This is a genomic window from Actinacidiphila epipremni (assembly GCF_012034175.1).
Taxonomy (GTDB): domain Bacteria; phylum Actinomycetota; class Actinomycetes; order Streptomycetales; family Streptomycetaceae; genus Actinacidiphila; species Actinacidiphila epipremni.
On sequence record NZ_JAATEJ010000027.1, the window covers coordinates 1 to 15,874 of the forward strand.

A 15,874-nucleotide genomic window follows, 5' to 3' on the forward strand; every position below is an offset into this window, starting at 1 on the left:
CTCCGCTCGCCTCGGCCAAATCGGCCGGCCGGTCGAAAGTCTGCGCTCATTCCGAAAAAACGCACGACGAGACGACAAAGACGACGGCACACGGCCGTCGACCGGTCGAATCGAGGTGGTCCTGCGGGATGGCTGTCCGGGGACCGACCGGAGTCGGCGCTCACGTCGGACAACCCGAAGAACTTTACGCACGTCCGCCGGGCGTGTCAACACCCGGCGGTCGGGGCGGTCGGGTGGGGGGTCAGTCGAGGTCCTCCAGGCGGCCTCCGGCGTCGGGCTGGCTGGTCTCGACGCGGCGGAGGAGGCGGATGAGGATGTCGCCGAGGGTGGCGCGCTCGGGCGGGGAGAGGTCCTGGAGGAGGTCGTCCTCGAAGGCGGCGGCCATGCGCATGGTCTGGAGCCACTTGTCGCGGCCGGCCTCGGTGAGCTCGACGATGACGCGGACGCGGTTGGCCTCGTCGCGTTCCCGGGTGACCAGGCCCTCGGCGACGAGGCGGTCGATGCGGTGGGTCATCGCGGCGGGGGTGAGGCCGAGGCGCTTGGCGAGGTCGCCGGGGCCGAGGCGGTACGGGCGGCCGATGACGACGAGGGCCTTGAGGACCTCCCACTCGGCGTTGCTGATGCCGAGGTCGACGAGCTGGCGGCCGTACGCGACGTTCATCCGGCGGTTGAGCCGGCCCAGTGCCGTCACGACCTTCTCGACCTGGGGGTCGACCTCGGGGAATTCGCGCTGGTAGGCGGCGATCTGGGCGTCCAGGTCCAGTTCCTGCGGCGCACCGGCGGAGCCAGGGGCTGCGGTCATGATCCGAGTATGGCACGAAAGGGCTTTGCCCTAAAGCTCTTCGGCATGTACTCTTTAGCTTCGAACTTTACTCGTCAAGTCTTCGAAGCGAAGGCGTCGGCCGGACCGCCGGGAGGGAGAGCCGTGAACACCACGATGGGCGCAGCGCTGCGCCGTATACAGCTGGGTAACGCCCTGAGTGCGTTCGGCAACGGCTTCACCGTGCCCTACACGTTTGTGTACGTGTCGCAGGTGCGGGGGCTCGGGGCCGGGGTCGCGGGTGTGGTGCTGGCGACGTTCGCCGTCGCCGCGCTTTTCGTGCTGCCCTTCACCGGGCGGGCGATCGACCGGCGCGGGCCGGTGCCGGTGGCCGTGGCCGGCACGGTGCTGGCGGCGTCCGGGTCGCTGGGGCTCGGGCTGTCCGGGAGCGAGCCGGTGGTCGTGCTGGCGGCCGGGGCGCTGGGGGCGGGCATCTCGGTGGTGCAGCCGGCGCTGGCGACGATGATCGTGTGGTGCTCGACCACGGCGACGCGCTCGCGGGCGTTCGCGACGCAGTTCTTCCTGGCGAACCTGGGGCTCGGCGTCGGGGGGCTGGTGGGCGGGCTGATCGTGGACACCGCGCACCCGTCGTCCTTCATCCGGCTCTTCGCGATCGAGGCGGCGATGTTCCTGGTGCTCGGGGCGGTGGTCGCGACGGTGCGGTTGCCGCGGGCGTCGCTGGCCGGTGAGACGGTGCCGGGGGCGTCGGCGGCCGGCTCCGCCGGCGGTGGGGGCTGGGGGCTGCTGGCGCGGAACCGGGCGATGGTGCTGTTGTGCGTGCTCGGGTTCGTGCTGTTCTTCGCGTGCTACGGGCAGTTCGAGTCGGGGCTTTCCGCTTTCGCGGTGAGCGTGACGCGGATATCGCCGGCGATGCTGGGGATCGCGCTCGCGGCGAACACGGCGGCGATCGTGCTGGCGCAGTTCGTGGTGCTGCGGCTCGTGGAGCGGCGGCGGCGCAGCCGGGTGATCGCGGTGGTCGGGCTGGTGTGGGCGGTGGCGTGGCTGGTCGCCGGGGCGTCGGGGGTGGCGCATACGCATCACGCGGTCGCGGTGGTGGCGATCATCTCGACGTATGGGCTGTTCGGGCTCGGGGAGGCGATGCTGGCGCCGACGGTGTCGCCGCTGGTCGCCGATCTTGCGCCGGAGGGGATGGTGGGGCGGTACAACGCGGCGTTCGCGCTGGTGAAGCAGTTGGCGCTGGCGCTGGGCCCGGCGGTGGGGGGCCTCATCGCGGCGGCCCACGCGTGGGGCTCCTACGTCGCCCTGCTCGTGGCCTGCTCCCTTGCCGTCTCGGCCCTCGCCTTGCGCCTGGGCCGCGCACTTTCTGCTTCGCAGGACGCGCCGGCAAGGTCCCGCATCGTGACCTCCCACCCCACCCCGGACCCGACCCCGGTCCCGTCCCCCTGACGCAACGCCCGCGGCACCCCGCCCGCACGTCGCGGCTACGCCGCGGGGTGCTTTTTCAGGGGTGCGGGGCTGTGTTTGTTGTGCGGCTGCCGCCGCGTGAGCGCGCCCGGCGGGGGCCTGCGTCTGCGTCGGGCGTTGCTTTTCAGGGGCGCGGGGAACTGCGCGACCAACCAAGAACCGGCCTGCACATCGCCACCGACCCAAAGGGGCAGTTCGGACCGATCCGGACCACCGGCCGGTGGCCGGTTGCGCGCGCAGTTCCCCGCGCCCCTGGGTGGTGGCCGTCCCGCGCCAAGTGGGGCTCACCCCAGCGGAGCCGCGGCTCGCGCCGCCGGGCGCTTTTTCAGGGGCGCGGGGAACTGCGCGACAAACCAGGAACCGGCGTGCACGTCGCCACCGACCCAAAGGGGCAGTTCGGACCGATCCGGACCACCGGCCGGTGGCCGGTTGCGCGCGCAGTTCCCCGCGCCCCTGGTGGTCGGCGTCCCGCGCCAAGTGGGGCTCACCCCAGCGGAGCTGCGGCTTGCGCCGCCGGGCGCTTTTTCAGGGGCGCGGGGAACTGCGCGACCAGCCAGTGACCGGCCTGCACGTCGCCACCGACCCAAAGGGGCAGTTCGGTCCGATCCGGACCACCGGCCGGTGGTGGGCTGAGCGCGCAGTTCCCCGCGCCCCTGGATGTCACCGTCAAGGCGCAGACGCACCCCCCGGCGCGGATCGCGCCCGCGCGGCGGCAGCCGGACGGCGGGCGCAGCTCCGCGCACGTGGGTTGTCACCCCGCGGCGTAGCCGCGAGTGCTGGGTGGGCTCGGCTCGGGCTCCTAGCTCGGGAGGGCGAATTCGCACCAGACGGATTTGCCGCCGTCCGGGGTGTGGCGGGAGCCCCAGGACGTGGCGATCGTGGCGATGATCGAGATGCCGCGGCCGGCCTCGTCGGCGGGGTCGGCGCGGCGGCGGCGCGGGAGGTGCTCGTCGGCGTCGGTGACCTCGATCACGAGCCGGCGGTCCGTGCGCCGAAGGCGCAACCGCATGGGTGGGGTGCCGTGCTTGAGGGAGTTGGCGACGAGCTCGCTCGCGGCGAGGACGCCGAGGTCGCGCAGTTCGACGGGGAAGCGCCAGGACGCCAGGACGCCGGTGGCGAACGCGCGGGCGCGGGGGGCCGCCTCGATGCCGCCGAGGAGGTCGAGGGAGGCGTTGCGGAAGACCTCGCCGTCGGGGTGGCCGGTGTGGTCGGGGTATTGCATGACGAGGACGGCGACGTCGTCGTCGTGCTGGCCGGTGACGCCGAGGGCGCGCATGAGGCGGTCGCACACGACCTGCGGGGACCCGGTGGCGCCGGCGAGGGCGCGCATGAGGGTGGTGACGCCGTCCTCGATGTCCTCGCCGCGGCGTTCGATGAGGCCGTCGGTGTAGAGGACGGCGGTGCAGCCGGGGCCGAAGGGGACGGACGCGGAGACGTGGGGCCAGCCGCCGGTGCCGAGCGGTGGGCCGGTGGGTTCCTCCGTGCGGGTGACGGTGCCGTCGGGGTCGCGGATGAGCAGGGGCAGGTGGCCGGCGCTGGCATAGGCGAGGCGGCCCTCGCCGGGGTCGTGGACGGCGTAGACGCAGGTGGCGATCTGGGTCGCGTCGATCTCCGCGGCGAGTCCGTCGAGGAGCTGGATGATCTCGTGCGGGGGCAGGTCGAGCCGGGCGTAGGCGCGTACCGCCGTGCGCAGCTGGCCCATGACGGCGGCGGCGCGCACCCCGCGGCCCATGACGTCGCCGATGACGAGGGCGGTGCGGCCGGCGCCGAGGGTGATGACGTCGTACCAGTCGCCGCCGACCGCGGCGTCGGTGCCGCCGGGCTGGTAGGTGGCGGCCAGCCGCAGGTCGTCGGGCTGTTCGAGCTGCTCGGGCAGCAGGCTGCGCTGGAGGGTGACGGCGGTCTCGTGGATGCGGCGTTCGCTTTCCCTGAGCCGTTCGGCTGACTGGACCTGGTCGGTGACGTCGGCGGCGAAGACCAGGACGCCGCGGCGTTCGGGGTCGGGGTCGTCGGCCCGGACGGGCGTACAGGTGAAGGTGAAGTAGCCCTGACGGGTGACGGCGGCGGTGTCGGCCCGGGTGACCTTGCGGGCTTTGACGGTGCGCGGCCGGCCGCTGCGGTGGACCTGGTCCATGAGCGGAAGCAAACCGAGGTCGGCGAGTTCGGGCAGGGCGTCGCGGGCGGGGGTGCCGGTGGTGCGGGGGCCGAAGACGTCGGCGTAGGCGTCGTTGACGAAGTCGACGCGGTGGGCGGGGCCGTGGGTGACGGCGATGAGCGCGGGCAGCCGGCTGAGGACCGCGGCGACGGCGGAGTGGGTGTCGCCGAGGGCGGAGAGTGCCTGGTCCTGGAGGGTGGCGGCCGTGCCGAGGCCGGGCGGTTCTGCGGGGTCGGCGCCGGGGGCGCTCGCGGTGTCCTCGCCGGTGCTCGCGCCGGTCGGGGCTTTCGCGCCGGCGGCCGGTGCGGCGGTGCCGGTGGCTGTGCCGGTGGCGGCGTCGTCGGTCTTGCCGCGGGCCGCCGGGACGGCTCCGCGTCGCTGTGTTCCGGGGAGCCGGGCGCTCCAACGCGTGAGGTTCAAACGTCCGATTCCTCGTATTTGTCACTCTTTGCAGGTGCTGCCGCACGGGTGGTCACCCGTCCAGTGTGGCCGACCGGGGGCCGAGGGGGGAATCGCGGCGGCGGCCCCGGCGGGGCGCGGCGCGGGCGTTCAGCGGCGCGGCGGGTCGGTGTCGCCGTCGGCGCCCGCGGCCTGTTCGAATTCGGCGCGCGGATGCTCCAGGGAGCCGAGCGAGACGATCTCCCGCTTGAAGAGGCCGGACAGGATCCACTCGGCGAGCACCTTGGACTTGCGGTTGACGGTGGGCATCCGGCTGAGGTGGTAGACGCGGTGGACGAGCCACGCCGGGTAGCCGGTGAGCCGGCGGCCGTAGAGCAGTGCGACGCCTTCGTGCAGGCCGAGGGAGGCGACGGAGCCGGCGTATGTGTGGCGGTATTCGGTGAGCGGTTCGCCGCGCAGCTGGTGGGCGATGTTGCCGGCGAGCACCTTGGCCTGGCGTACGGCGTGCTGGGCGTTGGGGGCGCACAGGGTGCCGGGCGTGTCGGCGGTGAGGTCGGGGACGGCCGCGGCGTCGCCGGCGGTCCAGGCGTCGGGGACGCCGGTGATGCGCAGGGTGGCGTCGGCGGCGAGCCGGCCGCGGGCGCCCAGCGGCAGTCCGGTGGCAGCCAGCAGCGGCGCGGGCTTGACGCCGGCGGTCCACACGACGGTGCGGGTGGGCAGCCGGGAGCCGTCGGACAGGGCCGCGACGCGGTGCTCGCAGGACTCCAGGCGGGTGTCGAGCCGGATGTCGATGTTGCGGCCCCGCAACTCCCGTACGGCGTACCGCCCGAGCTGTTCGCCGACCTCGGGGAGGATCCGCCCGGTCGCCTCGACGAGCACCCATTTCATGTCCTCGGGGCGGACGTTGTGGTAGTAGCGCAGGGCGTATCTGGCCATGTTCTCCAGCTCGCCGAGCGCTTCGACGCCCGCGTAGCCGCCGCCGACGAAGACGAAGGTGAGGGCGGCCTCGCGGACGTCGGCGTCGCGGGTGGAGGAGGCGATGTCGAGCTGTTCGAGGACGTGGTTGCGCAGGCCGATGGCCTCCTCGACGGTCTTGAAGCCGATGCCGTGCTCGGCCAGGCCGGGCACGGGCAGGATGCGGGAGACCGAGCCGGGGGCGAGGACGAGCTGGTCGTAGCGGATCTCGGTGGCGCCGCCGCCCTCCTCCTCGGTGGCCGGGGTGACGACCTCGGCGACGCGCTTGTCGTGGTCGATCGCGCGCACCTCGCCGACCACGATCCGGCAGCGGTCCAGGACCCGGCGCAGGGGGACGACGACATGGCGCGGGGAGATCGACCCGGCGGCGGCCTCGGGCAGGAACGGCTGGTAGGTCATGTACGGCTGGGGCTCGACGACCACGACCTCGGCCTCGCCGCGGTCGAGCCGCAGCTTTCGCTGCAGCTGCAATGCCGTGTACATGCCGACGTATCCACCGCCGACCACGAGAATGCGCGGTGTGCTTGCCTTGGCCAGGGCCGCCGACTCCGTCGTCATTGCTCCATGACGCAATGGGTGGACGCCGTTTGTCCACAGGGCGGACGGCCCGATTCGGCGGAATCCGCGTCGGCGCAGGCCGCGGGCCGGCGGGCGCATCGGGTGATCAGCGGGCAAACGCCGCAGAGGCGGGAAGCCGCCACCCGGCCCTGCGGCGCGATCTCCCGCCCCAGGGATCACACCCCCTTCATTCTTGACGCGCCCTCAACTATGTTCGTATCTCGTAGTAGTGCGCGGAGACGCGCATGCGTGATCTTTAAGGGTGGGGAGTCTCCGGGGGGAGACATTCAATTCGCCGGGGGATACACATATGCACATTCGGGACACGACATGGACGCCTGCCGCAGCTCCGGAGGGGGGCACGGGCCGGGCGGCACCCCTGCGGGTGGACGCCCAGCGCAATCTGGAGCATGTGCTCCGCGCCGCCCGTGAGGTCTTCGGGGAGCTGGGCTACGGCGCGCCCATGGAGGACGTCGCCCGCCGCGCGCGCGTCGGCGTGGGGACGGTCTACCGCCGCTTTCCCAGCAAGGACGTACTGGTCAGAAGGATCGCCGAGGAGGAGACGGCACGGCTGACCGAGCAGGCGCGCACCGCGCTCGGCCAAGAGAACGAGGCGTGGTCGGCGCTGGCCCGCTTCCTGCGCACCTCCGTCGCCTCCGGCGCCGGCCGGCTGCTGCCCCCGCAGGTGCTGCGGGTCCAGCGCACATCGGACGGCCAGGACGCCGAGCCGCAGGGCGGTGACGCGGCGCGGGTGCCGCAGCAGCGCGCCAGGTTCGGCGAGGACGCGGGGGTCGGGGCGGGGGCGGGCGCCCGTCCGGGCCCGCGCGACCACGCCGGGCGCGACGAGGTGGCGCCGGCCGCCCCGGCCGTGCCCGCCGGGCGGCCGGGCGCGGCCGAGGAGCAGGACGGGATACGCACCCTGCTCGACGTCGTGGGCCAGCTCGTGGAGCGGGCCCGGACGGCCGGTGAGCTGCGGGCGGACGTGTCGGTGGCGGATGTGCTGCTGGTCATCGCGACCGCCGCGCCCTCGCTGCCGGACGCCGCCCAGCAGGCGGCGGCGTCGGCGCGGCTGCTGGACATCCTGCTGGAGGGCCTGCGCTCCCGGCCCTCGGAGCGGCCGGCCGCGCACGAGTAGCGCGCACGCCGTAGCTGCCGCCCGGTCGCGGGCCGGTCCTCCCGGGGCCGGCCCGCGGCTTTTTCCGGCGCGCGGCCTTTCGGGCGCACGGCTTTCCCCCGCGCGTCCCCGCACGCGGCGTTCACCCGGACGGCGGAACGCGGCGGAACCGTGGACGATCCGGCCACGGACGGGTGGTTCCTTCCCGATGCCGGGCCCCTGAGGGGTCGCGCTGTGCCAGTCTTGGGCGCGTGGATGAGGCGAACGGGGAGGCCGCCGGCGGGTCCGCCGCCGCGGAGGGCGGTACGGAGCTGCCGCCGCGCCGGGTGCCGGAGCAGCGCGACCCGGTCGGGCGCGCCGAGCCGGCGTACGGCGCTGTGCCGCGCCCCGGGGCCGGGCCCGACGACGCGCTCGACGACGCGGTGGAGGACGGTGCCGTCGAGGACGGTGCCGGGAATGGTTTCGACGACGCCGGGGCGGAGGTGCCCGCCGGGCACCCCGAGCACGGGGAGCAGGAGCCCGGGCACTCCGACGCCGAGCTGGTCGACCAGGTCAGGGCCGGGCGCGACAGCGCGTACGAGGAGCTGTACCGCCGGCACGCCGAGGCCGTACGCCGCTACGCCCGCACGTGCTGCCGGGACGCGCACACCGCGGAGGACCTGACCGGCGAGGTGTTCGCCCGTACGTTGCAGGCGATCCGCGGCGGGAGCGGGCCGCAGTCCGCGGTGCGGGCGTATCTGCTCACCACGGTGCGGCGGGTCGCCGCCGCGTGGGGCAACACCGCGCGCCGCGAGCACCTCGTCGAGGACTTCGCCGTCTTCGCCGTCACGGCGGCCGGCGCCGGCACGGTGGCCGCGGCGAGCGCGCCGGCCGCGGACGTACGCGCCATGCGCGAGGCCGAGCAGTCGCTCGCCGTCAAGGCCTTCCGTACGCTGCCCGAGCGCTGGCAGACCGTGCTGTGGCACACCGCCGTCGAGGAGGAGTCGCCGAGTACGATCGCGCCGCTGCTCGGGCTGACCGCCAACGCCACGGCCGTGCTCGCGCACCGCGCGCGGGAGGGGCTGCGGCAGGCGTACTTGCAGGCGCACGTCAGCTCCGCGCTCACCGAGGCGGGTGAATGCGCGCGGTACGCCGACCGGCTCGGGGCGCACGCCCGCGGGGGCCTGCGGATGCGGGCGGACCGGGAGCTGAACCGGCACCTGAAGGAGTGCGAGCGCTGCACGGCCGCGTCACGGGAGCTGGCCGACCTCAACTCGACGCTCAAGGGGCTGCTGCCGGTCGCGTACATCGGCTGGTTCGCCGCGCTGTACGCCACGAAGGCGGGGGCTGTGGTCGTCGCCGGGGGCGCGGCTGCGGCAGCTGCCACGGGTGGGGCTGCGGCTGCCGCGGCCGGCTCCGCCGGGGCTTCGGCAGGTGCGGGTGCCGCCGGCGCGGGTGCCGCTGGAGCCGGCGCCGGTGCTGCCGGTGCCGGTGCGGGTTCGGGCGGCGCTGCCGCCGGTGGGGCTGCCGCGGGCGAAGGGCTCGGGGCGCCGGTGAAGGTGGGGATCGCGGTGGCCGTGGTCGTCGCCGCCGCCGCGACCGCGTTCGCCCTCACCGCCGGGGGTGGCGGGACGCCGAAGCCGCAGGCCAAGCCGCCGGTCGCCGCGCCGGTCGTGACACCGCCGGTGGCCGCGCCGCCGCCACCTGCGCAGCCGAGCCCGACGCCGGCCCCGAAGCGGGTGGCGCCGCCGGCCCCGCACACCACCGCGCCGACTCCCCCGCCGCCGTCCCCGCGCCCCACGCCGCGGCCCACGCCGGTCCTCGCGCCGCCGCCCAGCACTCCGGCGCCGCCGCCGGTGACGCCGACGCCCACGCCGTCCGCGACCCCCAGCCCTACGCCGAGCCCGACGCCGCCGCCGACCGCGTACCAGGTCGACTCGCTGCCCATCAGCGGGGTGGGCGACGCGAAGGGGCCCAGCATCCGATTGGGCGGCCTGGCGGCCGGCTCGTGGTGGTGGGACCGGTGGGGCCTGCGGATCGCCGGGACGGCGTATGCGCACGGGATCAGCGTGCATGCGCCGTCGTCCGTCACGATCGACCTCAACGGGCCGTGCGTCGCGTACGACGCGAAGGTGGGGGTCGATGATCTGACGCGGCTGCTGGGCTCGCCGGTGCGGTTCGCCGTCTACGCGGACGGTACGCGCGTGTGGACCTCGCCGGTCGTGCGCGGGGGCGACCCCGCGGTCCCCGTCCACGTCGACCTGACCGGCGCGTCCACCCTCCGCCTGACCGTCACCCGGGAACGCCGCGGATTCCCCGTGGGCCTGGCGGACTGGGCCTCCGCGCAAATCACCTGCCGGTGACGCCTGGGCCTGCCCCTTACCGCCGGTTGCGCGACCACCCGCCGGTGGTGGGCTTGTCGCCCCGGGCTGCCCCTTACGGTCCGTTGCGCGAACTTCCGCCGTGGCCGGCTGGTCGCGCAGTTCCCCGCGCCCCTGGTTTGTTGCCCTCCGCGCGCAAAAATCCCCGTGCGGGGCTGCCTACGCGCCAGGGGGTGCCCACCCAGGGGCAGCCCGGAGGGATGGGGTCAGGGCTTGGGCGTAGGGACGGCGCAGGTGTCGTCGGTGCAGGTGGCGGTCTCTGAGGGGGCCGGGGTGGGGGAGGTCTCGCGGGAGATCTGCTCAAGCGCTTGGAGGAAGACGGAGGTCTCCTGGCCGCCCTGGACGGCCCACTTGCCCTCGAAGACGAAGGTGGGGACCGCCGTGATGCCCAGGAGGCGGGCCTCGTCGATGTCGGCGCGGACCTCGTCCGCCAAAGCGTCGCCGGCGAGGAAAGCGGCGGCGGCCTCCGCGTCGAGGCCCGCCGACGCCGCCGCGGCGGCGAGTTGCGCGGGGTCGCCGATGTCGGCGCCCTCGGCGAAGTGCGCCGTCATGAGGCGGCCCTTGAGGCGGACCTGCGCCTCGGGGCCGTACGTGTCGAGGGCGAAGCGGAGGAGCCGGTGTGCGAGGAAGGAGTTGTTCTCCAGCACCGTGTCGAAGTCGAACGTGATGCCCTCGTCCGCGCCGAGCGCGGTGACGCGGGCGTCCATCGCGCGGGCCTGCGGCCCGTACTTCGCGGCGAGCACGTCATGGTGCGGGCGCGGCTCCTGCGGCGCGGTCGGGTCGAGCTGGAAGGGCTTGTAGACCACCTCGACGGAGGACGCCTTCGGGAAGGCGGCGAGCGCCCGCTCGAAGCGGGTCTTGCCGACGTAGCACCAAGGGCACGCGATATCGCTGTAGATCTCGACCTTCACCGGACGCTCCCGTAATCCTCGACGTGTTCCCCGACGTGTTCCTTGAAGCCTCAACCGAAGCCCTCACCGGAATAAAGCCGGCGCCGGCCGCCTCTATTCCCCGCCCGCCAGCGCGGCGACCAGCTCCGCCGCCTCCTGCGCCGTGAGCGCCGCCCCCCGCTCGTGCGCCGCGGCCAGCTCCCGCTCGGGCAGGGCCTCGGCGGCGCGGGCCGCCACCGCGGCGGCGACCTCGCGTTCGGGGAGGCTGCGTGGCAGCACACCGCGTACGGCGTCGGCCGCGGCCAGCAGCACCGCCGCGGACCGGGAATCACCGGCGGCGCACAGCGCTTCCGCCGCGGTGTCGAGCTGCGCGGCGACGACCTGCTCGGTGCCGCCCGCCGCCTGGGCGAGCCGCAGCGCCTCGGCGGCCCGGGCCAGCGCGGCGCCCGGGTCGCCCTCGGCGAGGGTGATGCGGGCCGACAGCGCCACCAGCAGGGAGATGAAGACCGGCGGCGGAGTGCCGTCGGTGGCGTGCCCGGTGGCCAGCTCGCACAGCCGGCGGGCCTGCGCGACGTCGCCGCGGCGCAGCAGCAGCATGGCCTGGAGGTAGCGCACATAGGTGCGGGCGTCCCAGACGGAGTAGCGCTCGCAGGACTCGTCGGCCTCCCGCACCAGCCGCTCGGCGGACGCGTCGTCGCCGGCGCGGTAGGCGACCTCACCCATCCGGGCGAGCAGGAACGCCGCCTCGGCCGCCGCGCCCAGCTCCGCGCCGAGCCGGTGCGCGGCCTCCAGGTGGGCGCGGGCGGCGCGGTAGTCGCCGCGGGCCATGGCGATCTCACCGGCGGCGCTGCGGACCTGCGCGCTGACCCAGCGGTCGGAGAGGCGCTCGGTGAGCTCGGCGAGCTCGGCCCGGGTGTCGTCGGCGACGGGCAGCCCGCCGGGGGTGTCCACGGCCACGTGGGTGCGGAACATCAGCGCGACGGCCAGCTCCCAGTCGCTGCCGTACTTGCGGCAGTTGGCGACGACCGTCTCGGTGTACTGCCGGATCTCGATCGTGCCGCCGAGGATGTAGGAGGTGAAGGGCCACAGCATGCCGGGGAAGCGGGCGGACTGCGGGCCGCTGCCGTTGTAGGCGCGCTCCAGGTAGCGCGCGGTGGCCACCGACTCGGGCGCGGAGAGCTGGTCGGCGGTGGCGTGGTCGCTCTTGACGAAGAAGAGCAGCATGCGCGCGTCGGTGCGCGGCCAGTACAGCGGGTGCGCCGGGTCCTCGGGCGGCGGGTCGCCGGCCATCGCGACGACCCGCTCCAGCCAGGCGTCCGCCTCGCTGCGGTAGTTGCGCAGCCACCAGAACCAGCCCATGGCGAGCGCGATCTCCAGCGCGTCGGCCTCCTCGCCGGCCTCGACGGTACGGTGCAGCGCGGCCCGTACGTTGTCCAGCTCGGCCTCCAGGACCTCCAGCCAGCGCAGTTGGTCGGCGCCGCGCAGCTCGGAGTCGGCGGTACGGGCCAGGTCGCGGTAGTGGACGGTGTGCGCGCGGGCGGCCCGGGCAAGTTCTGCGGGGTGGCCGGCAGCGCGCTCGGCGGCGTATTCGTGGATGGTCTCCAGCAGCCGGTAGCGCACATGCGGGCCGCCGGCCGTGTCGCCGCCCGAGGCGCGCAGGTCGGCGACGACCAGGGACTTGTCGACGAGCTGCGCGACGGTCTCCAGCGCGTCGGGCCCGCACACCGCCTCCGCGGCGGCCAGGGTGCAGCCGCCGGCGAAGACGCTGAGCGCGCACAGCGTCGTACGTTCCCGGTCGGTGAGCAGGTCCCAGCTCCAGTCGACGACCGCGCGGAGGGTCTGCTGGCGGGGCAGGACGGTGCGGCTGCCGCTGGTCAGCAGGCGGAAGCGGTCGTCGAGGCGGTCGGCGATCTGCCGCGGGGTGAGGGCCCGCAGCCGGGCGGCGGCCAGCTCGATCGCGAGCGGCAGCCCGTCCAGGCGGCGGCAGATCTCCCGTACGGCCGCGGCGTCCGGCTCGTCGTCGCGGTACGGGGCGGCGCCGGGGCGGACGGCGGCGGCGCGTTCGGCGAACAGCCGGTAGGCGGTGGCCGGCGGCAGCGGCTCGACGGGGCGGACGACCTCGCCGGGCACGCCCAGCGGTTCGCGGCTGGTGGCCAGCACGGTCACGCCGGGGCAGGCGGCCAGCAGCTCCGCGGTGAGGCGGGCGGCGGCGGTGATGACGTGCTCGCAGTTGTCGAGCACCAGCAGCAGGCGGCGCCGGGCGCAGTGCTCCAGCAGCCGGGCGGTGGGGTCCTCGGCGTACGTCTCGGGCCGCAGCGGGCCGGCGGCGAGGCCGACGTGCGAGTCGCGGCGGCCCAGCGCGCTGAGCACGGCCTGCGGTATGGCGGCGGGGTCGTCGACGGGGGCGAGTTCGGCGAGCCAGACGCCGTCCGGGTAGTCGCCGGCCGCGGTCTCGGCGGCTTCCTGGGCGAGCCGGGTCTTGCCGGAGCCGCCGGGCCCGGTGAGGGTCACCAGGCGGGCCCGGGCGATCTCGCGGCGCAGGTCGCGCAGGTCCGCCTCGCGGCCGACGAAGCTGGTCAGCCGGGCCCGCAGGTTGCCGGCCGCGGGCTGCGGGAGCGCGGGCGGGGGTGGGGGTGGTGGCGGGGGCGGCGGCGTGTCGCGCGGGGTGAGCAGGTCGGCGTGCAGGGCGCGCAGCTCCGGGCCGGGGTCGGCGCCGAGGGTCTCGGCGAGGGCGGTGCGGGCGTCCTCGTAGGCCATGAGGGCGTCGGCGGTGCGGCCGGCGGCGCGCAGGGCGGTGATGAGCTGGACGTGCACGGTCTCGTCGAGGGGGTGCGCGAGCACGGCCTCGCGCAGCTCGGGCAGTACGTCGGCGGCGTGCCCGAGGGCGAGTTCGGCGTCGACGCGGAGCCGCTGGGCGGTGCGGTGCAGGGCCTCGGGGCGGGCGGCCTGGACGGCGCGCTCGGGCAGGTCGGCGAGGGCGGGGCCGCGCCACAGGGCCAGGCCCCGGGTGAGCGTGTCGGCGGCGGTGCGGGGGTCGCCGGCGGCGAGGGCGGCTTCGCCGGCGCGGACGAGCCGCTCGAAGGTGTGCAGGTCGACCGCGTCGGGCCCGGCCGCCAGCCGGTAGCCGCCGGGCTCGGAGGTGACGGCGTCCCGGCCGACCGCCCGGCGCAGCCGGGCCACCAGCGCCTGGAGGGCGCCGGTGGCGTCGGCGGGGGGATCGCCGGCCCACACCTGGTCGATGAGGGTGCCCGCGCCGACCGGCCGCCCGGCCTCGGCGGCAAGAGCCGCGGCCAGCGCCCGTACGCGTACGCCGCCGAGCGGCACGACCGTCCCGTCGTCCCGTCTGACCTCGGTCACGCCGAGCACCGAATACCGCACCTGGGCATTCTCCCCCGGACGGCTACCGGGCGCGGGCCGCCCCGAACCACCGGGTCAGGGCGGCGTCCAGGCCGTCCCGGTCCGCGCCGGCCCAGACGACATGCCCGTCCGGGCGCAGCAGGACCGCGGGGACGTCCAGCTCCTCGCTGGTGTCGGCGACGTGGTCGACGCGGTCCGCCCAGCCGTCCACGGCCAGGGTGCCGCCGGTCTGGTCGAGCAGCAGGCCGCGGCCGGCGCGCGTCAGCTCGTACAGGCGGCCGTGCTTGAGGGGGATGTCGCGCAGCCGGCGGCCGAGCAGGGGGTGGCCGTCGCCGAGGTCGTAGCGGACGGCGACGGCGATGATCTTCTCCGTCAGATGGCGGTTGACGACGTCGAAGTCCATCAGCTCCGAGATCAGCCGGCGCACCGCCTGGGCGCCCGGTTCGAGGGCGGCGAGCTGCATCTGGGCGCGGGTGTTGTCCAGGACGTCGGCGGCGACCGGGCGGCGCTCGCCGCCGTACGTGTCGAGCAGGCCGTCCGGGGCCCAGCCGGCGATCTCGGCGGCGAGCTTCCAGCCGAGGTTGAACGCGTCCTGGACGCCGAGGTTGAGGCCCTGGCCGCCCATCGGCGGATGGATGTGTGCGGCGTCGCCGGCGAGCAGGACCCGGCCCTCGCGGTAGCGGTCGGCCAGCCGGGTGCCGTCGCCGAACCGGGAGAGCCAGCGCGGCGCGTGCACGCCGAAGTCGGTGCCGGCGACGGCGATGAGCTGCTGCTTGAACTCGTCGAGGCTGGGCGGGGTGGCGCGGTCCTCCGCGACGTCCGCGGCGGGCACGACGACGCGGTAGGCGCCGTCGTCGCCGATCGGCCCGAGGCCGAACCGCACCTGCGTCTTGCGGATCTCCGCGACCACGGAGGCGATCTCGTCGGCGGGCGCGGTGACCTCCATCTCGCCGAGCAGGGTGTCGACCCGGCTGGGCTCGCCGGGGAAGCCGATGCGCAGCAGCTTGCGGACGGTGCTGCGACCGCCGTCGCAGCCGACGAGGTAGCGGGCGCGCAGCGTTGTGCCGTCGGCGAGCTGGGCGGTGACGCCGTCGGCGTCCTGGGTGAGGCCGGTGAGCGTGAGCCCGCGGCGGATGTCCGCGCCGAGCTCGGCGGCGCGCTCGGCCAGGAGCCGGTCGATGAGGGGCTGGGGCAGGCCCAGCACGTACGGGTGGGCGGTGTCCAGGTGCGGCGGGGCGGGCTTCCTGATCGCGGCGAAGAATCCGCCGACCGGGTATTTCTTGCCGACCTCCAGGAAGCGCTCCAGCAGGCCGCGCTGGTCCATCACCTCGATACTGCGGGCGTGCAGGCCGAGCGCCCGGACCACTTTCGTCGGCTCGGCGTCCCTTTCGACGAGGGTCACTTCTACGCCGTGCAGGCGCAGTTCCGCGGCGAGCATGAGCCCGGTCGGGCCGGCGCCGATGATGATGACGTCACTCACGAGTCCCCCACATGTTTTTTCTGCGCAGGCCGGGTTGCCCTGGTGCGAGGCGCTGCGCGCCGGCTGAACCAGGGCACAACGCTACGAACCGGCTGATTACTTACCTTCCGGCTGAGGCCGCCGATTCTGCCCCCCAAGGGGGGCCTTGCGGCAAGGCCCCCACCCCGCTATACCTTGAAGAGGGCAAGGAGCGGACTCCTTGCCCTTTCGCTTTCCCGGGCCCGAGCGCATGCATGGAGCTATGGCGGTGCCGCTCCGGGCTGCTGCTTGCGGTGGTTTGCGCGACCATCCGCCGGTGAGTGGCTTGTCGCGCAGTTCCCCGCGCCCCTGGTATGCCGACC

The 15,874-nt window shown here is 75.0% G+C and carries 9 protein-coding genes; 3 read left to right on the top strand and 6 right to left on the bottom strand.

Features of this window, described 5'->3' with window-relative positions:
- Positions 1–241 precede the first annotated feature (241 nt).
- Positions 242–802, bottom strand: coding sequence for a MarR family winged helix-turn-helix transcriptional regulator (locus HCN08_RS27455; RefSeq protein ID WP_167985961.1), 561 nt, complete (start codon positions 800–802; stop codon positions 242–244).
- A 123-nt stretch (positions 803–925) separates the two neighbouring features.
- Between HCN08_RS27455 and HCN08_RS27460 the strand changes: the two genes are divergently transcribed.
- Positions 926–2,227: an MFS transporter gene (locus tag HCN08_RS27460; RefSeq protein WP_167985962.1), complete on the top strand. Its 1,302-nt coding sequence runs from the start codon at positions 926–928 to the stop codon at positions 2,225–2,227.
- Positions 2,228–3,044: 817 nt separating this feature from the next.
- Here the strand turns inward: HCN08_RS27460 and HCN08_RS27465 are convergent.
- Positions 3,045–4,820, bottom strand: coding sequence for an ATP-binding SpoIIE family protein phosphatase (locus tag HCN08_RS27465; RefSeq protein ID WP_167985963.1), 1,776 nt, complete (start codon positions 4,818–4,820; stop codon positions 3,045–3,047).
- 129 nt (positions 4,821–4,949) lie between these two features.
- Positions 4,950–6,332 carry an NAD(P)/FAD-dependent oxidoreductase gene (locus HCN08_RS27470; protein ID WP_167985964.1) on the bottom strand — a complete coding sequence of 461 codons (1,383 nt, stop codon included), beginning with the start codon at positions 6,330–6,332 and terminating at the stop codon, positions 4,950–4,952.
- A gap of 310 nt (positions 6,333–6,642) precedes the next feature.
- On the opposite strand from HCN08_RS27470, the gene HCN08_RS27475 reads away from it, so the two are divergent.
- Entirely contained in the window at positions 6,643–7,467 is an 825-nt protein-coding gene (locus HCN08_RS27475; protein ID WP_167985965.1) for a TetR/AcrR family transcriptional regulator, read from the top strand.
- A gap of 230 nt (positions 7,468–7,697) precedes the next feature.
- A complete protein-coding gene (locus HCN08_RS27480; RefSeq protein WP_407648898.1) occupies positions 7,698–9,788 on the top strand; it encodes a sigma-70 family RNA polymerase sigma factor in 2,091 nt (696 codons plus the stop codon).
- Between the two features lie 224 nt (positions 9,789–10,012).
- Here HCN08_RS27480 and HCN08_RS27485 read toward each other — a convergent pair whose 3' ends face one another.
- From HCN08_RS27485 to rox, 3 genes are all read right to left on the bottom strand, one after another.
- Positions 10,013–10,717 carry a DsbA family oxidoreductase gene (locus HCN08_RS27485; RefSeq protein WP_167985966.1) on the bottom strand — a complete coding sequence of 235 codons (705 nt, stop codon included), beginning with the start codon at positions 10,715–10,717 and terminating at the stop codon, positions 10,013–10,015.
- A 93-nt stretch (positions 10,718–10,810) separates the two neighbouring features.
- Positions 10,811–14,074 carry a BTAD domain-containing putative transcriptional regulator gene (locus HCN08_RS27490; RefSeq protein WP_167985967.1) on the bottom strand — a complete coding sequence of 1,088 codons (3,264 nt, stop codon included), beginning with the start codon at positions 14,072–14,074 and terminating at the stop codon, positions 10,811–10,813.
- Positions 14,075–14,096: 22 nt separating this feature from the next.
- Positions 14,097–15,533, bottom strand: a complete 1,437-nt coding sequence (gene rox, locus HCN08_RS27495; RefSeq protein WP_167985968.1) for a rifampin monooxygenase — start codon at positions 15,531–15,533, stop codon at positions 14,097–14,099.
- Between the last annotated feature and the right edge of the window lie 341 nt (positions 15,534–15,874).